The 26,843-nt window shown below is 38.5% G+C and carries 13 protein-coding genes, 2 tRNA genes and 3 rRNA genes; 15 read left to right on the top strand and 3 right to left on the bottom strand.

Going from position 1 to position 26,843, the window contains the following annotated elements:
* Window positions 1-55: 55 nt before the first annotated feature.
* The 12 genes from ACPF63_RS18165 to ACPF63_RS18110 all read left to right on the top strand — a co-directional run bounded on the left by ACPF63_RS18165 (window position 56) and on the right by ACPF63_RS18110 (window position 19,175).
* Window positions 56-907: a BadF/BadG/BcrA/BcrD ATPase family protein gene (locus tag ACPF63_RS18165; RefSeq protein WP_426480837.1), complete on the top strand. Its 852-nt coding sequence runs from the start codon at window positions 56-58 to the stop codon at window positions 905-907.
* Between the two features lie 16 nt (window positions 908-923).
* Window positions 924-3,215 (top strand): NADP-dependent malic enzyme, encoded by a 2,292-nt coding sequence (locus tag ACPF63_RS18160; protein ID WP_426480836.1) that lies wholly within the window; start codon window positions 924-926, stop codon window positions 3,213-3,215.
* A gap of 227 nt (window positions 3,216-3,442) precedes the next feature.
* Complete coding sequence (gene ruvA, locus ACPF63_RS18155) at window positions 3,443-4,027, top strand: Holliday junction branch migration protein RuvA (RefSeq protein WP_180565117.1); 585 nt, start codon at window positions 3,443-3,445, stop codon at window positions 4,025-4,027.
* A 57-nt stretch (window positions 4,028-4,084) separates the two neighbouring features.
* Window positions 4,085-11,122: a cell surface protein SprA gene (gene sprA / locus ACPF63_RS18150; RefSeq protein WP_426483232.1), complete on the top strand. Its 7,038-nt coding sequence runs from the start codon at window positions 4,085-4,087 to the stop codon at window positions 11,120-11,122.
* A gap of 107 nt (window positions 11,123-11,229) precedes the next feature.
* The gene (gcvH, locus tag ACPF63_RS18145) at window positions 11,230-11,607 is read left to right on the top strand and encodes a glycine cleavage system protein GcvH (RefSeq protein WP_047383072.1); all 378 of its coding nucleotides are present in this window, start codon (window positions 11,230-11,232) and stop codon (window positions 11,605-11,607) included.
* A gap of 25 nt (window positions 11,608-11,632) precedes the next feature.
* A complete protein-coding gene (locus tag ACPF63_RS18140) occupies window positions 11,633-11,959 on the top strand; it encodes a VanZ family protein (protein WP_317043595.1) in 327 nt (108 codons plus the stop codon).
* Between the two features lie 1,107 nt (window positions 11,960-13,066).
* A 16S ribosomal RNA gene (locus ACPF63_RS18135) occupies window positions 13,067-14,583 on the top strand.
* Between the two features lie 197 nt (window positions 14,584-14,780).
* Window positions 14,781-14,854, top strand: a tRNA-Ile gene (locus tag ACPF63_RS18130).
* A gap of 83 nt (window positions 14,855-14,937) precedes the next feature.
* Window positions 14,938-15,011, top strand: a tRNA-Ala gene (locus ACPF63_RS18125).
* Between the two features lie 203 nt (window positions 15,012-15,214).
* Window positions 15,215-17,973 (top strand): 23S ribosomal RNA (locus ACPF63_RS18120).
* A gap of 143 nt (window positions 17,974-18,116) precedes the next feature.
* Window positions 18,117-18,224 (top strand): 5S ribosomal RNA (rrf, locus tag ACPF63_RS18115).
* Together the 16S, 23S and 5S rRNA genes with 2 tRNA genes alongside form the textbook arrangement of a ribosomal RNA operon.
* 753 nt (window positions 18,225-18,977) lie before the next feature.
* Complete coding sequence (locus ACPF63_RS18110; RefSeq protein WP_149835059.1) at window positions 18,978-19,175, top strand: hypothetical protein; 198 nt, start codon at window positions 18,978-18,980, stop codon at window positions 19,173-19,175.
* An 83-nt stretch (window positions 19,176-19,258) separates the two neighbouring features.
* Here ACPF63_RS18110 and ACPF63_RS18105 read toward each other — a convergent pair whose 3' ends face one another.
* Both ACPF63_RS18105 and ACPF63_RS18100 read right to left on the bottom strand, forming a co-directional pair.
* Window positions 19,259-20,887: an acyl-CoA carboxylase subunit beta gene (locus tag ACPF63_RS18105; protein WP_077413802.1), complete on the bottom strand. Its 1,629-nt coding sequence runs from the start codon at window positions 20,885-20,887 to the stop codon at window positions 19,259-19,261.
* Window positions 20,888-21,173: 286 nt separating this feature from the next.
* Window positions 21,174-21,695: a GNAT family N-acetyltransferase gene (locus ACPF63_RS18100; RefSeq protein ID WP_077413803.1), complete on the bottom strand. Its 522-nt coding sequence runs from the start codon at window positions 21,693-21,695 to the stop codon at window positions 21,174-21,176.
* A gap of 171 nt (window positions 21,696-21,866) precedes the next feature.
* Here ACPF63_RS18100 and ACPF63_RS18095 point away from each other — a divergent pair, with 171 nt between their 5' ends.
* From ACPF63_RS18095 to ACPF63_RS18085, 3 genes are read left to right on the top strand one after another with little or no spacing between them, the layout of a single operon-like run.
* Window positions 21,867-22,745 (top strand): DMT family transporter, encoded by an 879-nt coding sequence (locus tag ACPF63_RS18095; RefSeq protein ID WP_180565119.1) that lies wholly within the window; start codon window positions 21,867-21,869, stop codon window positions 22,743-22,745.
* 13 nt (window positions 22,746-22,758) lie between these two features.
* The gene (locus ACPF63_RS18090; RefSeq protein WP_077413805.1) at window positions 22,759-23,841 is read left to right on the top strand and encodes a PorV/PorQ family protein; all 1,083 of its coding nucleotides are present in this window, start codon (window positions 22,759-22,761) and stop codon (window positions 23,839-23,841) included.
* An 11-nt stretch (window positions 23,842-23,852) separates the two neighbouring features.
* Window positions 23,853-24,593, top strand: coding sequence for a hypothetical protein (locus ACPF63_RS18085; RefSeq protein ID WP_426480835.1), 741 nt, complete (start codon window positions 23,853-23,855; stop codon window positions 24,591-24,593).
* A 439-nt stretch (window positions 24,594-25,032) separates the two neighbouring features.
* Here the strand turns inward: ACPF63_RS18085 and uvrC are convergent, their stop codons facing one another.
* Entirely contained in the window at window positions 25,033-26,826 is a 1,794-nt protein-coding gene (gene uvrC, locus ACPF63_RS18080) for an excinuclease ABC subunit UvrC (RefSeq protein ID WP_426480834.1), read from the bottom strand.
* Window positions 26,827-26,843: the final 17 nt, after the last annotated feature.

Below are 26,843 nucleotides of genomic sequence, written 5' to 3'. Positions count from 1 at the left end.
AACGCTAATTGAAGATAAATTCATAATTTAGCACCCTTAAATTAAAATCTAAAATATGGTTGCTATTGTAGATAGTGGTTCTACTAAATCGGATTGGGTAATACTTGATGACTTTAAGAAAGTTTTTCTGAAAACAGAAACAATCGGTTTCAATCCGAATTTTATCAACAGAGAACTTATCGCTCCTGAGATACAGAAAAATAGCAATCTGGTATCGGTTAAAAATTCAATTACCAAAGTCTTTTTTTATGGTTCCGGATGTGGTGTCAAAAAAAACTGCGAAACCATAGAGGAAGAGCTGAAGAAGGTTTTTGTAAAAGCAGAATTTATTGTGAAGGAAGATCTGATGGCTGCAGCCTATGCAGCATACAGCGGAAAACCTGCTATCGTGTGCATTCTTGGCACAGGATCAAATTCTTGTTATTTCGACGGTGAAAATGTAAAGATAGAATTACCCTCATTAGGATTTATTATTGGAGATGAAGGAAGTGGCAGTGCTATAGGAAAACAATTGCTGCGCAGATATTTCATGAAAAAACTGCCTTCAGACCTTCGTGCCGAATTTGAAGCCAACTATCTGCTTACCGTAGAGGATGCATTGCAAAATATGTATCATACGACAAGACCAAATGCTTATTTGGCAGACTTTACCAAATTTGTGATCGAAAGAAAAGATCATCCTTATTTCAGGGATATGGTTTTTGAAGAAATGAAAAACTTCTTTGAATACCAGGTAATACCCTATGAAGAAGCTAAAGACGTTGAAATCAATTTTATCGGATCTATCGCTTATTATTATGAAAATATACTACGTTCTGTAGCTACAGAACTTAATTTAAATGTGGGACATGTTGTGCAGAAACCAATAGAAAGCTTAGTAGATTACCACATTAAATATATACTTTAACAAAAAACAAAATTTTATGTCAAGTAACAACAATCGTGACGAAAAGAACTTCAGCCAGGCCGCGCTGGATTATCATAAAGCAGAACCCAAAGGAAAAATTGAAGTAATCCCATCAAAGCCACACTCTTCTCAAAGAGACTTGTCATTGGCTTATTCTCCGGGAGTAGCTGTTCCTTGTATGGAAATTCATGATAAGCCTGAAACTGTGTATGATTATACAGGAAAGGGAAACCTGGTAGCAGTAATTTCTAACGGTACTGCCGTACTTGGACTGGGAGATATCGGTGCTGAAGCTTCAAAGCCGGTAATGGAAGGGAAAGGACTTTTGTTCAAGATCTTTGCAGATATCAACGTTTTTGATATTGAGATTGATGAAAAAGATCCGGATAAATTTATTGAAATCGTAAAAGGTATCGCTCCTACTTTCGGAGGGATTAACCTGGAAGATATTAAAGCTCCTGAAGCTTTTTATATAGAACAAAGACTGAAAGAGGAGTTAAATATTCCTTTGATGCACGATGACCAGCACGGAACTGCAATTATCTCTGCAGCTGCATTGATCAACTCTTTGCAGATTGCGAATAAAGATATTGATAAAGTGAAAATGGTGGTGAATGGAGCAGGTGCGGCAGCTATTGCATGTACCAAGCTTTATATTTCATTAGGATTGAAAAAAGAAAATGTCCTGATGTGTGACAGTAAGGGGGTTATCAACCATAAAAGAGAAAACCTTACCCCTGAAAAACTAGATTTCATCGCTCAGACAGATATTGAAACATTAGAAGATGCTGTAAAAGGCTCTGATGTTTTTGTCGGATTATCAAAAGGAAACGTAATGACTCCGGAAATGCTGTTGAGCATGAACGAAAATCCTATCGTATTCGCTTTAGCTAACCCTGATCCTGAAATTGCTTATGATCTTGCTATTGAAACTCGTAAAGATGTAATCCTGGCAACAGGAAGAAGTGATTATCCTAACCAGGTAAACAATGTATTAGGATTCCCTTATATCTTCCGTGGAGCATTGGATGTACAGTCTACAGGAATTAATGAAGAAATGAAACTGGCTGCCGTACACGCAATTGCTGATTTAGCAAAAGAACCGGTACCGGAAGCTGTAATTTTAGCATACAATGTTCAGAACCTGCAGTTCGGAAGAGACTACTTCATTCCAAAGCCGTTCGATAACAGACTGATCACAAAAGTATCAAGTGCCGTAGCGAAAGCAGCGATCGAAAGTGGTGTTGCCAGAAAAACCATTACGGATTTTGAAGAATATGAGCACCAGCTTTTAGACAGAATGGGAAGAGATGAGAGATTGGTAAGAATGATGCAGAGCCGTGCTAAATCCAATCCGAAAAGAATCACCCTTGGAAATGCTGAAGAATATAACGTATTGAAGGCAGCTCAAATCCTTTATGAAGAAGGAATTGCTTTTCCAAGTCTTCTGGGAGATAAAAAATATATCAAGGAGCAGATGGAGCGTTACGGGATTACGCTGGATGTTCCAATCATTGATCCAAGTGATGACGATCAGAAAGAAAACAGAAAAAAATACAGAGAAACCCTTTGGAAACTTCGTCAGAGAAAAGGAATGAACGAGTACAAAGCGAAGAGATATGTGCGTCAGAGAGATTATTTCGGACCTCTTATGCTGAAACATGGTGATACTGATGGTCTTATCGTAGGATTCTCTAAAAACTATACTTCAGTTTTACGTCCTGTTTTAGAAGTTATTGAAAAAGATAAAGGAGTAGACAAAGTAGCGGCAATGATGATGATCCTGTCTGAAAAGAAACCTATTTTCTTCGCAGATACTTCTATCAACCAGAATCCTACTTCTGAAGATCTTGTAAATATTGCTAAAATGGCAGAGTTTACAGTAAAATCTTTTGCTATAGAACCAAGAATTGCGATGCTTGGGTTTGAAAACTTTGCTGCTATTTCTGAAACTTCCAAGAAAGTGGCTAAAGCAGTGAGCATCCTTCATGAGAAATACCCTAAAATGATTGTAGATGGTGAGATTCAGCCGGATTTTGCAATGAATGCAGATCACCTGAGCGATTATCCATTCTCAAAATTAGGAACAACACCAGCGAATACCTTCATCTTCCCTAACCTGGAAAGTGCTAATCTTTCTTATAAAATTATAAGAGGGATGAAAGTAGCGCAGGTTATAGGACCTATCTTAATGGGATTAAAGCAGCCGGTGCACGTTCTTCAAATGCGTTCAAGCGTAGACGAAATTGTAAACCTTGCTACGATTGCTGTTCTTGATGCTCAAAGGAGAGAAAAGAAATCAATCTAAAAATTAAATCGTAATTAGTAATCACTAACCTCTAATTAGATTTTCTTATTAAAAAATGACACTTTAAACCGTGTTGAGATAATAAAAGACTCCATATTTTGGAGTCTTTTGCTTTTATGTTAATTCATTGAATTCTTATTTGAAAATTAAGTTAAAAATCATTCGCACGTTAAATGAAAACATTAATTAGTTTAAATTGCTATATTTGGGAGTTTTAAAAATTAATAATGATATTTTCTTTACAAGGTAACGTTCAAGAACTTACGCCTACCTACGCGGTCATCAATGTACAAGGAGTTGGTTACTACGTGGGAATCAGTTTGATGACCTCACAGATGCTGGTTTTGAATCAGCAGACTTTCTTATTTATCCAGCAGATCATCCGCGAAGATGCTCATCTTCTCTTTGGATTTAACACACGTTCAGAAAAAGAAATGTTCAATCTGTTAATAAGCGTTAATGGAGTGGGTGCTGTTTCAGCATTGATTCTGCTGTCAACATTAAGCCTTGATGAGATCGCTTCTGCAATACTTTCCGGAAACAGCGCGCTGATTCAAAAAGCAAAAGGAATCGGTGCAAAAACTGCTGAAAGAATTATCGTAGATCTTAAAGATAAAGTACAGAAATACAGTGATCCAAACGCGAACATTTCTGTGATGGTAGATAATAAAATTAAGGAAGAATCGTTATCTGCATTAGAAGTTTTAGGGATTCCTAAACGTGCAAGCGAGAAGATTGCGGATAGAATTATAAAACAAAATCCAAGTATCTCGGTAGAAGAATTGGTTAAACAAATCTTAAAAAACATTTAACATTTGGTGGCGAATAGTAAGCATCTTAACATATTTTTGTTCCTGTCGTTCCTGTTTATGTCTGTCAGCACTTTTGCGCAGGTACAAAAAGACACGGCGATTATACGAAAACAATATGAAGTGGCCGACCCTACGAGGTACGAAGCCTATTACGATATAAAAACCGGGATGTACTATGTGTATCCTAAAATTGGAAATACCATAACGGGTCCTCCTACAGCAATGTCTCCGCAAGAGTATAAAGAATATATGCTTGCAACCCAGACTAAGGCCTATTACAAGGAAAAATCTGATAAATATAACCTTCTTTTCAGAAGAGACAGATCAGATGCAAGGAAGAAGGGGCTTATCCCTTCATTGTTGATTAATAACAGGCTTTTTGAAACTATTTTCGGAGGTAATAAAATTGAAATCATCCCTTCAGGGTATGCATCTCTGGATTTTGCCGGACTTTACCAAAAAATAGATAACCCGATGATCCTGCCACAAAACAGGACAAGTTTCACCTTTGATATTGATCAGAGAATTCAGCTGGGATTATTGGGTAAAGTAGGAGAAAACCTTCAGCTAAAGGCTAATTATGATACCCAGAGTGGTTTTGCTTTTGAAAACAGAATGAACCTTGTTTGGCAGGCAAAAGGAAGCTGGAAAGATCTTCAAAGCAAAGGTCTTGGAAATGTGGATAAACCCAACGAAGGAGGAGAAGATAAAATCATCAAAAGAGTTGAATTTGGTAACGTAAATATGCCGCTTTCAACCAGTTTGATCCGTGGTTCACAATCACTGTTCGGGGTGAAAACAGAATTTCAGTTAGGAAAAACATTTGGAACCGTTGTCCTTTCCCAACAACAGGGTGAAGCCCGTAATATTGTAGTACAGGGTGGTGGTGTTATGAATAATTTTAAAGTCAACGCTATTGACTATGAGGAAAACCAGCACTACTTTTTAGGACATTATTTCCTGAACAAGTATGATGATGCCTTACTTAATTATCCACAGATCAACTCAACGATCAATATTACCAGATTGGAAGTTTGGGTATTGGATCAGGGAAACAGTAACCTGGCTTATCAGAAAAGTATAATCGGGATCAGAGACCTTGGAGAAGGTCCTGGCGGAGTTACTTTACCGGATAACTCTCTGAATGGTTTATATGATGCTGTATCCACAGTAGCCGGAAGCAGAGAAGCAGGAAAAAACTATGGTACTCTTTTTCAGGGACAAGTGCTTGGGGCAGATCCTATTCCCTATGATAATGGAGAACAGTTCATATACAATACAAAAGCAAGAAAGCTGAATAGTAATGAGTTTACCTTTCAGCCGCAACTAGGATATATATCACTAAATCAAAAGCTTAATGATCAGCAGCTTTTAGCAGTTTCATACTCTTTTACCGTTAACGGAAGTAATAAAGTATACAAAGTAGGGGAATTTTCTGAAGAAAGTCCTGTATTGGTTACTAAAGTATTGAGAGTAAACAATAAAGTGAATACTCAGTCTCCGATGTGGGACCTGATGATGAAGAATATCTATTCAATAGATGCAGGACAGGTAGCACAAGATGGATTTATTCTTAATGCATATTACAGAGACCCAAAAACGGGAGGTAAGGTAAACTATCTTCCGGATACTCCTGTAAAAGATCAGAACTTACTGAAATTATTTAACTGGGATCGTCTTAATATGAATGGAGACATTCAGAATAATAAAGACGGAAGCAAAGGAGATGGTATTTTTGACTTTGTCAACGGGATTACCATCAGACCGGAAACCGGAAGAGTAATCTTCACGAAAGTACAGCCTTTTGGTAACTATATGCAAAAGGTTTTAGGAGGAACTTTTAATCCTCAATACGTTTTCCAGGATCTTTATACCAAGCAAAAACAAGAAGCGCTCTCCAGTAACCTTGCACAGAGGTATACATTGGAAGGTCGTTATAAAGGAGTTCAGGGACAGGGTATTTCGTTAGGCGCAGTAAACGTTCCTCAGGGATCAGTAAAAGTTGCCGCAAACGGAGTACAGCTTACAGAAGGAGTAGACTATACAGTAGACTATATGCTTGGGACCGTTACTATCATTAATGAAAATGTAAAACAGTCCGGACAGGCGATCAATATCTCGTTAGAAAATCAATTAACATTTAATACCCAAAGAAAAAGATTCTTAGGACTAAATTTAGAAAGAAGATTCAGTGAGAACTTTATCTTGGGAGGGACCGTGATCAATTATTCAGAGTCTCCACTTACCCAAAAAGTAAACTTCGGACAGGAAGCGGTAAATAATACCATGGCAGGGATCAATTTGATGTACAATAATCAGGCTCCTTATCTGACAAGACTTACCAATAAACTTCCAATGGTAAAAACCGAAGCTCCATCTAACTTAAACTTTAAGATGGAAGCGGCATATTTGATTCCTGGATTAAATAAGGGAACCAATAACCAATCTTATATTGACGATTTTGAACAGACAACTTCCAAGATATCATTAAAAGAACCGGCAGCATGGAGCTTAGCTTCAAAACCCGAAAAAAATAAATTGCCACCATTTAACACAATACCTGGCAATGATGACTTAACAAGCGGATATGGAAGAGGATTATTAACATGGTATAATATTGACCCTAGATTCTGGGGTGTTGGTGGAAAAGCTCCTTCAGGAATTACGCCGCAGTCTGTATCCAACCACGCGTCCAGAAGAGTACAATATTCCGAGATTTATAACAACAGAGATTTCGTAGCGGGAGAACAAACTTTCACCAATACATTCGATATCTCTTATTTCCCTAAAGAAAAAGGGCCTTACAACGTAAATCCGGTAACAGAACAGGCACAAAGCAGATGGGCGGGGATCATGAGATCAATCAGTGTTCCGAACTTTGTTACTTCAAACATCGAATACGTTGAATTCTGGATGATGGATCCCTATGCAGATGGTAAAACATTGGGTACTGATCCAAAACTTTTACTTCACTTAGGAAACGTTTCCGAAGATGTTCTGAAGGATGGAAAAATGCAGTATGAAAATGGGCTTCCAACTCCTGGAACACCATCTTCTACTACGAATTCAAACTGGGGAACGCAGCCAAAACAACCACCAATCTTATATGCATTCTCTACGGAAGGAGATGACAGAAGAGTGCAGGATGCTGGATATGATGGTCTTACTTCTGATCAGGAAGCAATGAGATTCGGAAATACTTTTGTAAACCCGGTAACCAATATTGCTGACCCAGCAGTGGATGACTTCGTATTCTATCTTTCTGATAAATTTACCGGAAGCCAGGCTGCTTCAGTTGTGGAGAGATACAAATATTTCAGAAACCCGGAAGGAAACTCAGAAGCAAACTCACTGAACGTAGCTTCACAAACTCCGGATGCCGAAGATATCAATAAAGATTACAACCTTGATCAGACTGAAAACTATAACCAATATGTTGTAAAGCTTGACCAACCAAGCTTGTCACTTGGGTCGAATAATATTGTAGATGTTAAAACAGTAAAAGCAAGCTTCCAGAACGGGCAGTCTGCAGATGTGAAATGGTACTTGTTCAGAATTCCTGTTGCTAATTATGATAAAGCTGAAGGAACTGCAGATCCATCTGTATTAAATAATGTAAGATTTGCAAGATTAATGCTTGCTGGATTTGACCAAACCTCTACTTTAAGATTCGGAACAATGGATCTTGTAAGATCAGACTGGAGAAAGTATACTAGTAACATTGCCAGCACAAATATCCCAGGTTCAGACGAAGGAGTGGGTACTGTGACAGATCCAAATTTTGAAGTAGGTAGTGTAAATATTGAAGAAAATGCACTGAACCAGCCTCCATATGTATTGCCTCCGGGAATTGACAGACAGGTATTAAGTGGTAATGCCGGAGCTCAAAGACAAAATGAAGCTTCACTTTACATGAAAGTAACTGATCTTAAAACAGAAGCAAGGGGAGTATTCAAAAATACTACACTGGATATGAGAAGATACAAAAAGTTGAAGCTATTTGTACATGCTCATGATCCTCTGAACAGAGTAATAGGAATGGATGAGAAAACCAAATTCTTTATCCGTTTCGGAAGTGATGCTACTGATAACTATTACGAGTATGAATCGTCTTTAAACATGACTCCTACTACGGCAACTGCTCCTATGGAAATCTGGCCGTTGGAAAATGAAGTCAATCTTGATGTTCAGAATTTTGTAGATGCTAAAATAAGAAGAGACAAATCAGGAGTTCCTATTACAAATAGAACAATGGATCCAACCTATCAGGAACCATTCAAGAATATTTACATCAAAGGGAGACCAAGCTTAGGAAACATTACTACCATTATGATTGGAGTAAGGAATGCTGATGCAAGAGGGGGAGCTGGAATAACAAGAGTTTTATGGGTAAACGAAATCCGTCTTTCTGAAATTGAGAATGACGGAGGATATGCAGGAAATGCCAGCTTAAACTTTAATATGGGAGATTTGGCAACAGTTAATGCCAATGCATCCTATACATCTGTTGGTTTCGGAAATATAGATTCAAAACCTGCGGAAAGAACGCAGTCTACCCAATCAGCATTCAGTATTAATACCGCTATCAATGTAGATAAATTCCTTCCTGAAAAAACAGGGGTGAAAATTCCTTTAAACTATTCTTACTCACAGACTATTGAAGATCCAAAATATAACCCTCTGGATACCGATGTAGAGTTCAGTAAGGCACCAAACAGGGAGCAATTGAAAAAAGTAGCGAGAACCTATACTCAGCAGAGAAGTATAGGAGTCGTGAATATGCACAAGGAAAGAGTAAATCCAAATAAAAAGCCTAAGTTTTATGACATCGAAAACGTTTCGGTAACGGCTGTTTATAATGATGACTACTTCAGAGATATTTATACCAAGAGAAATTACAGACAATACCTGAGAGGATATGTTGATTATAACTACACATTTAAACCATGGGTAATCAAACCTTTCAATAAAATGATCAGTGATACGGCAAAGTCTACGAAGTATTTAAGATGGGTGAAAGAATTCAATTTTAATCCAATTCCTACGAGAATATCTTTCAGAACTGAAATCGACAGAAATTACAATGAACTTGAGTTCAGAAATGTAGAAGCAATTCTTAATGGGGATATGAATAGTAATTTTGATGCGATCAGAAACAGAAACTTCTTCTTCGGATGGCAATATGGGTTAGGATTCAATTTCACGAAATCATTAAAACTGGAAATCAATTCAGCAACCAGAACGCTTAATGATAATCTGGATGTAAATTCAATGGATAACAAATCGATCTTCGGGAATGTATTCAGAGCCGGAAGACCAGTATTGTATAACCACAGAGCACAGCTGAACTATAAACTACCATTCCAGTATCTGCCTTATCTTGATTTCATTGATGCAGAAGTAGGATATGGATTTACCTATAACTGGGCGGCGAGATCTACTTCATTGACTGGATTTGTAGATCCTAATACGAACCAGACTGCAAGTTTAGGATCTGTTGGTCAGAATACCAATGTTATTCAGGCAACAGCTTCAGCAGATCTTCCGAAGTTCTTTGGCCAGTTTAATTATTTCAAAAATATAAATGCCAAGCTTCAGAAGCGCAGACAAGAAATGGACTCTCTGAACAATGTGTATACCAAACAGTGGGAAAAGAACAGATATAGATATAAGAAATATAAATTTAAAAATAAGCTTACTCCACTTCAAAGTGCAGCATTCTTCCTTACTTCTTTCAAACAGTTGAACGTAAGTTATAATGAAACAAATGGAACAGTGCTTCCGGGATTAATATCAGCTCCAAACTGGTATGGATCTGGACAGACACTGGGAGGACCAACTCTAGGATTCCTTTTAGGATCGCAGGCGGATATCAGAAGAACAGTAATGGAAAACGGATGGGTGAGTGATTCCAATTATATGACAGATCCATATGTAAGAATGTCCACCAAAGAATTGAGAGCAGACTTGCAGATGATGCCGATGAACGATTTAAGAGTGGATCTTAATGTGCTACATACCTTTAATAGTAACTTCTCACACACAGGATTTAACTATACCAATAATAATGGAGTTTCAGATCCTGACTTTACATTTGCCAGTGAAATGATAACCTATTCCAACTCTGCAGTACTTCTTAACACATCATTTAAAGATGGCCAGGCTGTTTATCAGGCGATCAGAGAAAATGCAAGAGCACTTTCACAACAGTTAGGCGGCCCGGGAGCGGTATTAGACAACAATGGATTTGCGAAGCATTATAGTATTGGAAATGCCTATGTATTGATCCCAGCCTTTAGAGCAGCTATGGAAGGAAAATCTGCAACACCAATGACCAATCCTAAAAAAGCAGGATTCCCGTTACCAAACTGGAGAATTACGTATTCAGGATTAAAAAATATTCCTATAATCAGTGGACAGTTCACCAAGTTTGATATTTTACATGGTTATACAGCGACATATACAGCAACAGGTATCCAAAGCAATGTAGATTATCATGGTAACCCGGATGGATACTACCAGACAGTAGATAATGCAGGAAATGTAATCAAAAACGATGGTGACAAGATCAATCCGTATACATTTGCACAGGTAGGATATGTAGAATCTTTCTCACCGCTTATTGGGATAGATGTTACCATGAGAAACAATATGCAGTTCGGGATACAGTACAACAAAACAAGAATGATGGTATTGGGACTGGTAAACCAAACGCTTACTGAAGATGCCAATACAGAATATGTAGTAAGACTTGGATATATTGTTAGAAATTTCAGATTGGGAACAGCCAATATCAGAGGAAGAGGAACAAGAGGAAAAGGAAGTGACCTTAACATCAGAGGAGATATTTCATTAAGAGACAGCAAGACTTCCATTATGAATATTCTGTTGAATGATGCTCAGGTAACAGGAGGACAAAGACTGATGAACATCAAACTTTCCGCAGACTATAACGTTTCCGAAAACCTGAACCTGAGAGTATTCTATGAACAGATGACCTCAAAGTATAAGATCTCCACAGCATTCCCGCTGTCTACAGTGAGAGCAGGTATTTCTGCCACATTTACATTCGGAGATTCCGGAGGCGGATTCTAAAAATGATATAAACTTAAAAGTCCTTCAGTTTTGAAGGACTTTTTTTATATCCAATATTTGAAGCTACTATATTTTTGAATACATTTGTACAAAATAAAAATTAAAAAATGAACACACCATCAGAATTAAAGTACACCAAAGATCACGAATGGATCAAGATTGAAGGTAACGTTGCTACAATCGGTATTACAGACTTCGCTCAGGGAGAACTTGGAGACATCGTATATGTAGACATAGATACTGTAGATGATGACCTTAATGGAGGAGATGTTTTCGGAAGTGTAGAAGCGGTAAAAACTGTTTCAGATCTATTCTTACCTATCGCTGGAAAGGTTATTGAGTTCAATTCAGAATTGGAATCTCAGCCTGAACTGTTGAATACAGATCCTTATGGAGACGGATGGATTATCAAATTGGAAATTGCTGATGGGGCAGATCAGTCTGAGTTACTTTCTGCAGATGATTACAAAGCTATCATTGGATAAGATTTCAAAAATATTTAGTAAGATATTGCCCATTTATTGGGCATTTCTTACTTATATGCTTCTCAAACCCGGAGAAGAGAACCATGAATATTGGTTTATGTTCAGTGGGATTGACAAAATTTTACATCTAAGTATATTCGCAGCCTTAGGTTTTTCTTTCATTGCTGCATTTCCCAAAATAAAATTCTCATACTTTTTTCAGATCATTCTTATCTATGCATTCCTTACCGAAATTCTGCAGGAAGAAATGGGACTAGGCAGATCTATGGAAACATTGGATATCGTAGCAGATACCATAGGATGTCTATTGGGATACTATATATATAAGATATTAATCAAACGCTTCTTTTAACTTTACTCTTAGAAAAGAGCAGCACTCCTTTCCAAACTTTTTCCCCTATACAGGAACAGTAAGGTTTTCTCAAACTCTTACCCCTTCCAACTATCAAACTTAATCAGGAGCTATTTCCTGCTATCCATTCATACTCCTCGCGCCCGGGCTGTGCGATTCTCAAATCCGCCTGCTCTCCAACGCATGCTGCGGGGTACCCATTCCTATCAGGGCTAGGGGTGAGGTTAATGATGAATTATAAATTATAAATTATGAATTCCCCCGAATGAAATACCCTATACTAAATATACATCATCATCTGTGCAAATCTTCGTGATCTGTGGTTACCCCAATACTCATTCCATAAGAACGCACTATTATCCTGAGCGTAGACGAAGGGAGCCTGTTTTATAAAAGCTTCCCCCTGCACCTTTCCCCCAAACTTCCCTTTATCTTATATATAATAGAATGTATCTTTCATTACTCATTACTCATTACTCATTACTCATTACTCATTACCCATGATTCCCCTTTCACGCTCCAACCCTCAACCCCTCAAATTCTCCCACCCTCCAACCTTCCACTTGGAATCCCAAACAAATGTTTAAAATTTTTCTCCCTGCGTTCCAGTGTATTAGGGTTAAATATTACGGTGGTGTAAAATTTATGTTAAATAAAGTTGTTTTGCGTTGCAATAAGTTGTTATCTTTGCCCCACTGAAAAACGAGAGTAATACAGTAGCGCAGGAGAACTTTTAGATAAGCATAGACATTATGATACTTCAACAAGAGGCAGACAAAAAACTTTAATTTTTTTTATCAAAAAAAAGTTGCGAGTTTAAAAAGAGTTTGTATCTTTGCAGTCCCAAATAAAGGGAGCGCAGGAGTAGGGTGATTAAGGTTTAGGAGAGGGATTAAGGTTACTTAAAAAACTTTAAAATTTTCTTTCAAAACATTTGGTCATTAAGAAATAAAGTTTTACTTTTGCACTCGCAAATACGGAGCACCACTGACAGAAGAGAGTGTTTCGTTATAAAGCGAAAGATATAAAGATCATTGACATACAATATAACAACCAAGTAAGGAAAAACTAAAGCGTAAAAAAACTTTGAGTGAGTCAGACAAACATACAATGGAGAGTTTGATCCTGGCTCAGGATGAACGCTAGCGGGAGGCCTAACACATGCAAGCCGAGCGGTATTGTTTCTTCGGAAATGAGAGAGCGGCGTACGGGTGCGGAACACGTGTGCAACCTGCCTTTATCTGGGGGATAGCCTTTCGAAAGGGAGATTAATACCCCATAATATTTAGAATGGCATCATTTTAAATTGAAAACTCCGGTGGATAGAGATGGGCACGCGCAAGATTAGATAGTTGGTGAGGTAACGGCTCACCAAGTCAACGATCTTTAGGGGGCCTGAGAGGGTGATCCCCCACACTGGTACTGAGACACGGACCAGACTCCTACGGGAGGCAGCAGTGAGGAATATTGGACAATGGGTGAGAGCCTGATCCAGCCATCCCGCGTGAAGGACGACGGCCCTATGGGTTGTAAACTTCTTTTGTATAGGGATAAACCTACCCTCGTGAGGGTAGCTGAAGGTACTATACGAATAAGCACCGGCTAACTCCGTGCCAGCAGCCGCGGTAATACGGAGGGTGCAAGCGTTATCCGGATTTATTGGGTTTAAAGGGTCCGTAGGCGGATCTGTAAGTCAGTGGTGAAATCTCACAGCTTAACTGTGAAACTGCCATTGATACTGCAGGTCTTGAGTGTTGTTGAAGTAGCTGGAATAAGTAGTGTAGCGGTGAAATGCATAGATATTACTTAGAACACCAATTGCGAAGGCAGGTTACTAAGCAACAACTGACGCTGATGGACGAAAGCGTGGGGAGCGAACAGGATTAGATACCCTGGTAGTCCACGCCGTAAACGATGCTAACTCGTTTTTGGGTTTTCGGATTCAGAGACTAAGCGAAAGTGATAAGTTAGCCACCTGGGGAGTACGTTCGCAAGAATGAAACTCAAAGGAATTGACGGGGGCCCGCACAAGCGGTGGATTATGTGGTTTAATTCGATGATACGCGAGGAACCTTACCAAGGCTTAAATGGGAAATGACAGGTTTAGAAATAGACTTTTCTTCGGACATTTTTCAAGGTGCTGCATGGTTGTCGTCAGCTCGTGCCGTGAGGTGTTAGGTTAAGTCCTGCAACGAGCGCAACCCCTGTCACTAGTTGCCATCATTAAGTTGGGGACTCTAGTGAGACTGCCTACGCAAGTAGAGAGGAAGGTGGGGATGACGTCAAATCATCACGGCCCTTACGCCTTGGGCCACACACGTAATACAATGGCCAGTACAGAGGGCAGCTACACGGTGACGTGATGCAAATCTCGAAAGCTGGTCTCAGTTCGGATTGGAGTCTGCAACTCGACTCTATGAAGCTGGAATCGCTAGTAATCGCGCATCAGCCATGGCGCGGTGAATACGTTCCCGGGCCTTGTACACACCGCCCGTCAAGCCATGGAAGTCTGGGGTACCTGAAGTCGGTGACCGTAAAAGGAGCTGCCTAGGGTAAAACAGGTAACTAGGGCTAAGTCGTAACAAGGTAGCCGTACCGGAAGGTGCGGCTGGAACATCTCATTTTAGAGCGTCTAAAGACGATAAAAAAACAAAGGTACTTAAATGTACCATGCACTTACTTCAAAGTAAAGCTTTAGTTTTTTGTTTGGTTGGTTATATTAAAAATACAACACCCACTAGAAATTAGTATAGGGAAAGAGATTGAGAAATGAAGAAGAGGAAAAGTATAACTTACTTACTCATCCCCATAACTCATATAAAGTCTCGTAGCTCAGCTGGTTAGAGCGCTACACTGATAATGTAGAGGTCGGCAGTTCGAGCCTGCCCGAGACTACTAATTAAAGCGGCTGGCAAATAGCTTATAGCTTATGGCAAAAATGCCAGAAGCCAGAAGCAAATAGCCAACAGCAACTAGAGGGGGAATTAGCTCAGCTGGCTAGAGCGCCTGCCTTGCACGCAGGAGGTCAAGGGTTCGACTCCCTTATTCTCCACAGTTTTAGAAGACTGATTTAAAAGTTACGGATAGAGCCAAAAACAATATCTGTTCATCAGTTGGATAAAAAGAAATTAAGATCATTGACATTAACGGTAAAGACATCACAAAGAGATAACCGAGCACTTTCGAGTGCCGAGTTTATAAAAATATCGATAAATTAAATTTATCAAAAAATACTGAACTAATATAATTATTAGGAAAGAAATCGTTAAGGGCGTATGGCGGATGCCTAGGCTTTCAGAGGCGACGAAGGACGTGGTAAGCTGCGAAAAGCTGCGGGGATTGGCACACACGAATTGATCCGCAGATGTCCGAATGGGGCAACCCGGCTGGTTGAAGACCAGTCACCTCTAAGGAGGAGCAAACCCGGAGAACTGAAACATCTAAGTACCCGGAGGAAAAGAAATCGAAGAGATTCCGTAAGTAGTGGCGAGCGAAAGCGGATTAGCCCAAAAGCTGATATATGTTTAATAGAATGTTCTGGAAAGAACGGCCGTAGAGGGTGATAGCCCCGTATATGAAAGGCATATTTGAGTGATAAATGAGTAGGGCGGGACACGTGAAATCCTGTCTGAATATGGGGGGACCATCCTCCAAGGCTAAATACTCCTGAAAGACCGATAGTGAACAAGTACTGTGAAGGAAAGGTGAAAAGCACTTCGAATAGAAGGGTGAAATAGAACCTGAAACCGTACGCCTACAAGCGGTCGGAGCAGCATTAAGCTGTGACGGCGTGCCTTTTGCATAATGAGCCTACGAGTTAATTTTACTAGCGAGGTTAAGGTATTAAGTACCGGAGCCGGAGCGAAAGCGAGTCTGAATAGGGCGTATAGTTAGTAGGATTAGACGCGAAACCTTGTGATCTACCCATGGGCAGGTTGAAGCTCTGGTAACACAGAGTGGAGGACCGAACCGGTTGACGTTGAAAAGTCTTCGGATGACCTGTGGGTAGGGGTGAAAGGCCAATCAAACTGGGAGATAGCTCGTACTCTCCGAAATGCATTTAGGTGCAGCGTCGTATATAAGTTTATTAGAGGTAGAGCTACTGATTGGATGCGGGGGTTTCATCGCCTACCAATTCCTGACAAACTCCGAATGCTAATAAATGTTCTACGGCAGTGAGGGCATGGGTGCTAAGGTCCATGTCCGAGAGGGAAAGAACCCAGACCAACAGCTAAGGTCCCCAAATATATGTTAAGTTGAAGCAACGCGGTTGGACTGCATTGACAGCTAGGATGTTGGCTTGGAAGCAGCCATTCATTTAAAGAGTGCGTAACAGCTCACTAGTCGAGCGGTCCGGCATGGATAATAATCGGGCATAAACATATTACCGAAGCTATGGATTTGTACTTTATGTACATCTGGTAGGAGAGCATTCTATTTGCGCTGAAGCAGTACTGTGAGGTATTGTGGAGCGGATAGAAAAGAAAATGTAGGCATAAGTAACGATAAAGCGGGCGAGAAACCCGCTCACCGAAAGACTAAGGTTTCCTCAGCCATGCTAATCAGCTGAGGGTTAGTCGGGACCTAACGCGAACCCGAAAGGGGTAGTGGATGGACAATGGGTTAATATTCCCATACTTGCTCACACTAAAAAGGGGACGGAGTGCCGTACTTACTGGAGACTGACGGAATAGTCAAGGCCTAGCCTTCGGGCGAAGCTGCTGTAGGGAAAGTGCTTCCAAGAAAAGCCGAAGTGAAGCAACCCGTACCAAAACCGACACAGGTAGTCGAGGAGAGAATCCTAAGGTGCTAGAGTGAATCATGGTTAAGGAACTAGGCAAAATAGTCTCGTAACTTCGGGAGAAGAGACGCCATCAGCAATGGTGGCCGCAGTAAAGAGGCCCAGGCGACTGTTTATCAAAAACACAGGACTCTGCAAAATCGAAAGATGCAGTATAGGGTCTGACACCTGCCCGGTGCTGGAAGGTTAAGGAAGGTGCTTAGGGTTAAACCGAAGGCATTGACTGAAGCCCCAGTAAACGGCGGCCGTAACTATAACGGTCCTAAGGTAGCGAAATTCCTTGTCGGGTAAGTTCCGACCTGCACGAATGGTGTAACGATCTGGGCACTGTCTCAACCATGAGCTCTGTGAAATTGTAGTATCGGTGAAGATGCCGATTACCCGCAATGGGACGAAAAGACCCTGTGAACCTTTACTATAACTTCGTATTGACTTTGAGTAAGTAATGTGTAGGATAGGTGGGAGGCTTTGAAGCTTGCACGCTAGTGTAGGTGGAGCCAACGTTGAAATACCACCCTTTACTTACTTGGAGCCTAACTTCTTAATGGAAGGACATTGCGTGGTGGGTAGTTTGACTGGGGTGGTCGCCTCCAAAAGAGTAACGGAGGCTTTCAAAGGTACCCTCAGCACGCTTGGTAACCGTGCGTAGAGTGTAATGGCATAAGGGTGCTTGACTGTGAGACCTACAAGTCGATCAGGTGCGAAAGCAGGACATAGTGATCCGGTGGTTCCGTATGGAAGGGCCATCGCTCATAGGATAAAAGGTACTCCGGGGATAACAGGCTAGTCTCCCCCAAGAGCTCACATCGACGGGGAGGTTCGGCACCTCGATGTCGGCTCGTCACATCCTGGGGCTGGAGAAGGTCCCAAGGGTTGGGCTGTTCGCCCATTAAAGTGGCACGCGAGCTGGGTTCAGAACGTCGTGAGACAGTTCGGTCTCTATCTATTGCGGGCGTTAGATGTTTGAGAGGGCTTGATTCTAGTACGAGAGGACCGAATTGAACAAACCTCTGGTGTATCAGTTGTACCGCCAGGTGCACTGCTGAGTAGCTACGTTTGGAAGAGATAAGCACTGAAAGCATATAAGTGCGAAACTCGCCTCAAGATGAGACATCTTTTAAGGGTCGTTGGAGATGACGACGTTGATAGGCTACAGGTGTAAAGACAGTAATGTCATAGCCGAGTAGTACTAATTACCCGTAGATTTATAGCCTAATATGGCGCACGAAAGTGCAGCAAGGTTACCTCTTTGTGAAAGTTTTTATCGAAAATAACCAGGTAGCAGATGGTAGCTATTGGGAATCAGGTAAAACCTGTATCCTTTTATCTATACCGTGCAACCTTATATACCTTCTTTAGGGTGGTTTTAGCGGTGGGGCTCACCTGTTCCCATTCCGAACACAGAAGTTAAGCCCACCAGCGCCGATGGTACTGCGAAAGCGGGAGAGTAGGCCGCCGCCAGTTTTTATTTTATTTTTAAAAAATCCTTTATCTTATGATAAAGGATTTTTTTTTGCGTTATACCCAAGCCTATACCCAACTCATAAATAATAGGCAATCAGCAATCAATAATGATTGACTGTCCCCTATTGTAATCCAAGATCATTGATTATTTACCGTTTATCATTGATACATACTCCACTCCGTAGGAGTCTATACAATACCTTTTAAATTTTATAATTAAGTAGATCTAAGATTATCAATTTATCAATCACTTAAATATTAAAACATCTATAGTATTCCTTTGAACTCTTAAGATTCTAATAAATAAGCCTTGATTCCTACGGAATGACATAATTGGGAAAAGGGATATTAGTATGATTTATAACTTATCACTCATCACTCCATAGTTCATACGCAGAGCCCAGAGTCGCACAACTCATCATTCATAACTTATAATTCATAATTAGACTCCTTCTCCTAGCCCCGATAGTAATGGTTACCCCGCAGCATGCCTGGGAGACCCAGTGGGATGCAGCGCAGGGCAGCCTGGCGCGAGGAGTATGAATGGATAGCGGGAGAAGGCTTCTGAAATTTGTTAAAGTATTTCCTCATCAATCCTATTTTATCGTATATATAAATCTTACTTAAGAATACTTTAAATTGAAGATGAAAAAATTCTTATTAAATTTCACTAGATATTGAAAAAATAGTATATTAGAAAAGCGTAATCCGAAAAGCTATAATAGAGTAGGAATTATCAAAAACTAAATAACTATGAAAAATCTGGTAAAGATTTCTAGAGAGAGTTTAAAATCACTTAAAGGAAGCGGTGGCCCTGGTTGCCCGGATGATCCGGCATTTGGAATGTGTTATCCTCCGGGATGGCCTAATGGAATCTGTTTGAGCAAATATCAATGCTGTATGAGGCTGGGCGGGCCTATAGAATTTTGTAAAGAAGAATATGGAAACTAATATTCCTATAATTTAAAGATATAAATAAAAACACGGCTATCTCAAACTGAAATAGCCGTGTTTATTTTATAAATATATTGAGATCAGACTTGAATTACTCCTAAGTTGAATTTCTCAGTAATGGGAGCGTGATTAGCCGCTTCGATTCCCATAGAAATCCATTTTCTTGTATCTGCAGGGTTGATGATGGCATCTGTCCATAATCTTGCTGCTGCATAGGTAGATTCGGTTTGCTTCTGATATCTTTTTGAAATTGTATCCAGAATTTCGTTGTGCTCTTCTTCGGTAATTTCTTTTCCTTGTTTCTTTAATGTAGATTCCTGGATCTGAGCAAGTACTTTTGCAGCCTGTGTACCTCCCATTACAGCCAGATCAGCCCAAGGCCATGCAACGATGAGTCTAGGATCGTAAGCTTTACCACACATAGCGTAGTTTCCTGCTCCATAAGAATTCCCTGTAATGATGGTAAATTTAGGAACTACAGAATTGGAAACAGCGTTTACCATTTTGGCTCCGTCTTTAATGATACCTCCATGTTCAGATTTCGAGCCTACCATAAATCCGGTAACATCCTGTAAGAAGATTAAAGGTATTTTTCTTTGATTACAGTTAGCAATGAATCGTGTAGCCTTATCTGCAGAATCTGAGTAGATCACTCCACCAAACTGCATTTCTCCTTTACCGCTCTTAACAAGCTTTCTTTGATTGGCTACAATACCTACAGACCAGCCATCAACTCTGGCTGTTGCGCAGATAATACTTTTACCGTAATCAGGTTTATATTCTTCGTATTCGGAGTTGTCTACAATACATTTAATAATTTCGTAAGTATCGTATTGCTCAGCTCTTGAAACCGGCATAATTCCGAAGATATTTTCAGGATTTTCTTTAGGTGGGAAGCTTTCTATTCTGTCAAAACCTGCTTTTTCAGTAGTTCCGATAGACTTCATGATGTTTTTGATTCTGTTCAAAGCATCTTTATCATCTTTAGCTTTATAATCTGTCACTCCTGAAATAGAGCAGTGAGTAGTAGCACCGCCCAATGTTTCATTGTCAATACTTTCTCCGATAGCGGCCTTTACCAGGTAGCTTCCGGCAAGGAAAATAGAGCCTGTTTTATCTACAATCATGGCTTCATCACTCATAATAGGAAGATAAGCTCCTCCGGCTACACAACTTCCCATTACGGCAGAGATCTGGATGATTCCCATAGAACTCATTTTAGCATTATTTCTGAAAATTCTCCCAAAATGTTCTTTATCCGGGAAGATCTCATCCTGCATAGGCAGATAAACACCTGCAGAATCTACCAGATAGATGATTGGAAGTTTGTTTTCCATAGCAATTTCCTGTGCTCTCAGGTTTTTCTTTCCTGTGATAGGAAACCATGCACCGGCTTTTACAGAAGCGTCATTGGCAACGATGATACATTGTCTTCCGGAAACGTAGCCAATCACCACTACAACCCCGCCGCTAGGACATCCTCCATGCTCCTTATACATTTCGTATCCTGCAAATGCTCCTATTTCTATGGAATCTGAATCTTTATCGAGAAGATAATCTACTCTTTCTCTTGCTGTCATTTTTCCTTCATCACGAAGCTTTTGAAGCCTCTTCTCACCACCACCTTTTTTGATCTCAGTGAGTAAGCGATTTATTTCAGATAATTTTAATCTGTTTTGATCTTCTCGTTTATTGAATTCAATGTCCATAAAATTTTTAATTTTTTACGCTTAAAGATACTATTTTTATGAGGAATACAAATAGGAAGTAAAACAGTTGTTTAATACTTTGGTTTCTAGTAAATTGTGAAATTTTTAACTAAAAAATATTTTTAAATAATTTATATTTTTTCTAACTTTACAGTAGAGTAACAGAGGTGATATTCTCTGCAAAATACTCTAAGTTCCTAGTTTATTTTTTTAATAGTTTATTATTTGAAGGCCCTGAAAGTTTAACAAATTTTCAGGGTTTTTTTTATTGCTGTTTGTGCGATAGCTAGTAATACTTTCTATATTCTACAATATTCAGGTCGATAAGATGATTCTTGGTTTTTTTATATTTTTTAGCAGGAATAAAGCCTAATTTTTCCGGAATTTTTCTGCTTGCTATATTTTCTTCATCTACAGGATATAAAATATACTTGAAAGTGAAATTCTTTTCCAGGAATTCTATGAGGGCTGTTATGATTTCAGTTCCCAATCCTTTTCCCTGAGAACTTTTTTTTAACCAAAGGCCAAGCTCAACAGATTCTTCTGTTATATTATGGATACCGCAACATCCTGTAAAATCACCATCAGAGTCCAGGGCAGCCATTACCAGATCTGTGTTTTGCGACAGAGTTCTTTTGGATTCATTAACGAAGGTAATTATATCCTGTCTGTTACCTTGTGGATTAAAAGGCATGTATCTGGTAACATCATTTGTAAAATGTTCTAAAATATCATCTATATATAAGTCTTTAACAGGCTTCAAGGTTAGACGTTTTGTTTTGATTTCAATATTTGGACTTAATATCATATTGTAATTTTGATCTTTTTATTAAATGAATAGAAAAGGTGCTGTATTAGGTAAAAAACTATTAAAAACTTTATTTATCATCTTTTTATTAATGTAAATTTATATTTTTTTATAAGATTTATAAAAGCGTATTTGTAAATTTGCACGTTAAAAATTCTAAGGAGATAGGTTATGCATAAATTGGCGCTTTTCAGGTTACACTTAATTGTATTTTTGTGGGGATTCACCGCAATTTTGGGAAAATTGATTCATGCCAATGCACAGATTCTGGTATTTTACAGAATGCTCTTTGCTTCTATTTTTCTTTTTGTATTCATCAGAGTTTTTAAAAAGGACAGTATAAAAGTTTCCAGGAAAATATTTTTTCAGCTGGCAGCAATAGGTTTTGCTATGGCGCTTCATTGGTATTGCTTTTTTTATTCTATTAAAGTCTCCAATGTTTCTATTGCATTAAGCTGTCTTTCCTTATCTACACTTTTTGCCTCTATCCTGGAGCCTATTATTTTTAAAAGAAAAATTGATATCTCTGAAGTCATTATGGGAACAGTCATTGTTGCCTGTATACTATTGATCTTTAAAACGGAATTTCATTTTAAAGAAGGTATTATTTATGGAATCTTTTGTGCTGTATTCGGGACTATTTTTTCTGTTTTTAATGGTAAAATGTTTGGTAAAACGAGCTCAGGAAACATTATTTTTTATGAAATTTTCTGTGGTTGGTTCATTTTAATGATATTTTATTTGCTTTCCGGGCAAATTTTTCAGATGAATGAAATAAACTACCGGGATTTGGCGTTAATATGCTTGTTAGCTAGTGTTTTCACTGCTTTTCCTATGTTAGAATCGGTGAATTTAATGAAGTATATATCACCTTTCACTTTAATTTTAACAGTTAATTTAGAACCTGTCTACGGAATTATACTAGCTTTTTTTATCTTTGGGGAATCAGAACATATGAGCCCTATATTTTATATTGCTTCAGGAGTTATGATACTGGCTATCATTGTCAATGGATTAATTAAAGCCAGAAAAACTAAAAACTTAAACTAAGCATCAAATTTATATGATGAAAAAATATCTTTTACTTGCATTTTCACTGCTGTTTGGGCTGTCTCAATCTCAGATTATCAGGAAATATTCCAATGAATTCTTAAATATCGGAGCCGGAGCAAGAGGTCTTGCAATGGGTGGGGCAGTAATTACCAATCAGGATGATGTATATTCTCCTATGTGGAACCCTGCAGGTTTGATGTCAGTTGAAAGAGACTGGCAGGGTGCAGCCATGCACGCAGAATACTTTGAGTCTATCGCAAAATACGACTATCTGGCATATGCGAAAGTACTTGAAGAAGGTGTTTTTGGTGTTTCAGTGGTAAGACTTGGGGTAGACAATATTCTGAATACTACCCAAATGATTGACTCAGAAGGGAATATTGATTATGATAAAATTACTAAATTCTCTCAATCCGATTACGCTGCTATCCTTTCTTATGCCTTCAGACCCGGAGGAAATCCAAAATTGGATGTTGGGGTAAATGCTAAAATTGTCTACCGTAACGTAGGTAAATTTGCAAGTGGTTATGGTTTTGGTTTTGATGTGGGTGCTATTTATAAAGCAGATAACGGATGGAAGTTTGGAGGTATGGTAAGAGATATTACTACTACCGTAAACTTCTGGAGTATCAATCAGAAAGAACTTTCAACCGTTGTTAACGGAGAAGAATTCAACCCGGCACCGAAAGATAAACTGGAACTTACAATGCCTAAGCTGAATGTAGGTGCCAGTAAATTATTTGAAATCAATAGCAGTGTATATGTATTGCCAGAAGCAGGGATAAATGTGGATTTTGCTAAAACCGCTTCATTAATTTCCACAGATTTTGCAAGTATCAGCCCTTATGCCGGAGCTGAACTAGGGTATCAGAAAATGATTTTTGTGAGATTGGGGATCAACAGATTCCAGTCGATTACAGATATAGAAGATCTTAAGAGAAAAGTTTCTTTCCAGCCAAGTGCAGGTCTTGGAATAAGATACAGAGGGCTTACACTGGATTATGCGATTACAAATTCGGGGATAGGTGGATCTAACTTCTATTCCAATTTCTTCTCATTGAAACTGGATATGGGAGCATTCAGAAACGATTAAAATTATAGAAAATGAAAAAGTTATCAATATTGATGTTGGCAGTAAGTTCAACAATGGTTTTTGCACAAAAAGTTTCAGACTACAAATATGTTTCAGTTCCTGAAAAATTTGAAACATTTAAGGAAGATTATGGTTTAAAAAACTTTTTCATCAAAGCTTTGGCAGGGAAAAAGTATATAGTACTTCCGGTAATTAAAGATAACTGGCCTGCAGAAGCTAAAAGTAATTTCTGTAATGTGGTGAATGCTGATGTTATTAATGATAAAAATTTATTTAAAAATAAAGTAATAGTACAGTTTAAGGATTGTAATAATAATTTAATACAGGAATCAAAAGGAGGGTCAAAAATCAAAGAATATGAAGAAGGATTACAGGATGCAATAAAAGAAGCTTTAATAAAAATCCCGCTTTCAAATCCTGTTGCATTCTTACCCGCATCCACCAATGGTCAGAATACATCTCCTGAACCTGCCGTATCTGTTGCATCTACGACTACTCCTGAAGCGAATAGCTACTCCAATGGGAAACTTGATCTTCAAAAAATACAGATTGATCCTAATCAGTTTATTTTGGCTAAATCTGGCAGTTCTGTGCCATTTGCAGCTTTTAAAACCACTTCTAAGAACTCAGTTTTCATTGTAAAGCTGGCTGATGGAAATACTACCATTGGATATTTTGAAAATGGGGGTATTGTGATAGATATTCCACAGGCTGACGGAAGATATTCCAAAGAAGTTTTTATGGCAAAATAATCTGAAAATAATAAAATAATAAACATAAAAGGCTCTTAAAAAAGAGCCTTTTATAATATATATGCTGATGTGTTTTTCATTTTTTCGAAAGTTTGAAAAGGTTTGTGTTTGGGCTTTCTACAAAAAACATATACTATACAAATACGAGAGATAAGTCATCATCTATAATGGTAATGAAAATGTAGAAAAATTTATAAAAAGAGAAAAAATTTCATAATATTATCGTTGTTAGTTGATAATACTAATTTATGAAAAAAATATATATAATACCATTTTTAAATAAAATATTTATTTATTTCTGTTTTTCATTGTAGTATTTCTGTTGTATTCAATAAAATATTGGGCTTTTGTCCCTTTTTGATGAAATAGGAAATGATGGTGAAATGCTATGAAAACTGCCTTTTAGTTGTGAAAATTTAACTGTCTGTACCAGAGTTTATCAATTGGCATTAAAAAACTCCCAAATTACTTTAGCTTTATTTTTCCCTAAAATCTCTTCCAGAGTTTCCAGATTAGCTTCTTTGATACGTTTTACAGACTTCAGTTTAGACAGAAGTAGTTCAATAGTTTTTTCTCCAACACCGGAAATTTCTTCCAGTTCAGATTTAATAGTAGAATTTTTCCTTCTGGTTCTGTGATGCTTTACCCCAAATCGGTGAGCTTCATCACGTACACGCTGTAGAATTTTTAAAGTCTCGGATTTTTTATCCAGATATAAAGGAATAGGGTCTTCAGGAAAGAAAATCTCTTCCAGTCTTTTGGCAATACCTACAATGGTAATCTTTCCGTAAAGTCCCAACAATCTCAGGCTCTTTACTGCAGAAGACAGCTGCCCTTTTCCTCCGTCTATCAGAATCAGCTGGGGAAGATCTTCACCTTCATCAAGCATCCTTTTGTAACGGCGGTAGATCACTTCTTCCATAGTCGCAAAATCGTTAGGCCCTTCCACTGTTTTAGGATGGAAAATTCTGTAATCTGCTTTACTCGGTCTGCCGTCTTTGAAAACAACACATGCTGAGACAGGATTCGTTCCCTGAATATTTGAGTTATCAAAACCTTCAATATGTCTCGGCTCAACCGGCATTCTGAGAAGTTTCTGCATTTCAGCCATGATTCTGTTGGTATGCCTTTCAGGATCTACAATCTGAACCTGTTTCAGTTTTTCCAGACGATATTCTTTAGCATTCTTTTCAGAAAGCTCTACAATTCTTTTTTTATCTCCAACCTTAGGAACAATCAGTTTTACATTAGGAATTTCTACAGACAAATGAAATGGTAGCAGTACTTCTTTGGAATCAGAAGAAAACTTCTGACGGATCTCGATCAATGCTTCTTCCATAATATCTTCATCTGTTTCTTCAAGGATTTTTTTGATCTCAGTAGTAAAACTCTGAATGATATTTCCATTTCTGATTTTAAAGAAATTGACATATGCTGCCGTTTCATCACTGGTCATTCCGAAGACATCTACATCATCAATATTAGGGTTAACTATCGTATTCTTAGCCTGGTAATCTTCCAGGATATCCAGTCTTTCCTTAATGATCTGAGCCTGTTCAAACTGAAGGTTGGAAGCCAGTTTCATCATTTGATTGACCAGATAATCTTTAGCTTTGCGGAAATCCCCTTTGATTATTCCACGGATGGCATCTATCTTTTCATCATATTCTTCCTTACTTTCAAGATCTTCACACGGGCCTTCACAGTTTTTGATATGATATTCAAGGCAGACTTTATATTTTCCTTCCGAAATCTTAGCTGGAGAAAGATTCAGATTGCAGGTTCTGAGCTTGTAAATATGCTTGATGGTATCCAGTAAGATCTTTGCAGGACGCACTTTTGCATAAGGACCATAATATTCGGATCCATCTTTAATTACATTTCTGGTCAGAAAAATTCTTGGGAAATCTTCATTCTTGATGCATATCCACGGATAGGTTTTGTCATCTTTCAGCATGACATTATAAAACGGCTTATGTTCCTTGATCAGATTATTCTCCAATAAAAGTGCATCATACTCACTGTTTACAATTGTCGTTTCCAATCGTTGGATTTTACCGACCATTATTTTGATCCTGTATCCGGAAAGGTTTTTGTTGAAATAGGAGAGAACCCTCTTTTTAAGATTTTTAGCTTTCCCCACATACAAAAGCTGTTCATTTTTATCATAATAACGATAAACGCCGGGTTCGGATGGTAAGGTTTTGAGCTGTAGTTCTAAAGAAGGATTCATATAACAAAATTAAGGAA

Source organism: Chryseobacterium sp. R2ACT005 (assembly GCF_049949215.1).
Lineage (GTDB): Bacteria > Bacteroidota > Bacteroidia > Flavobacteriales > Weeksellaceae > Chryseobacterium.
Note: the sequence above shows the minus strand (reverse complement) of the source record. Positions and strands in the feature narration are given on the sequence as shown.

Coding starts and splice junctions, on each gene's coding strand:
- ACPF63_RS18100 (WP_077413803.1), bottom strand. CDS start 21,695: ATGATATTAAGTCCAAATATTGAAATCAAAACAAAACGTCTAACCTTG.
- ACPF63_RS18165 (WP_426480837.1), top strand. CDS start 56: ATGGTTGCTATTGTAGATAGTGGTTCTACTAAATCGGATTGGGTAATA.
- ACPF63_RS18105 (WP_077413802.1), bottom strand. CDS start 20,887: ATGGACATTGAATTCAATAAACGAGAAGATCAAAACAGATTAAAATTA.
- ACPF63_RS18095 (WP_180565119.1), top strand. CDS start 21,867: ATGCATAAATTGGCGCTTTTCAGGTTACACTTAATTGTATTTTTGTGG.
- ACPF63_RS18160 (WP_426480836.1), top strand. CDS start 924: ATGTCAAGTAACAACAATCGTGACGAAAAGAACTTCAGCCAGGCCGCG.
- uvrC (WP_426480834.1), bottom strand. CDS start 26,826: ATGAATCCTTCTTTAGAACTACAGCTCAAAACCTTACCATCCGAACCC.
- ACPF63_RS18085 (WP_426480835.1), top strand. CDS start 23,853: ATGAAAAAGTTATCAATATTGATGTTGGCAGTAAGTTCAACAATGGTT.
- ACPF63_RS18090 (WP_077413805.1), top strand. CDS start 22,759: ATGATGAAAAAATATCTTTTACTTGCATTTTCACTGCTGTTTGGGCTG.
- gcvH (WP_047383072.1), top strand. CDS start 11,230: ATGAACACACCATCAGAATTAAAGTACACCAAAGATCACGAATGGATC.
- ACPF63_RS18110 (WP_149835059.1), top strand. CDS start 18,978: ATGAAAAATCTGGTAAAGATTTCTAGAGAGAGTTTAAAATCACTTAAA.
- ruvA (WP_180565117.1), top strand. CDS start 3,443: ATGATATTTTCTTTACAAGGTAACGTTCAAGAACTTACGCCTACCTAC.
- sprA (WP_426483232.1), top strand. CDS start 4,085: ATGTCTGTCAGCACTTTTGCGCAGGTACAAAAAGACACGGCGATTATA.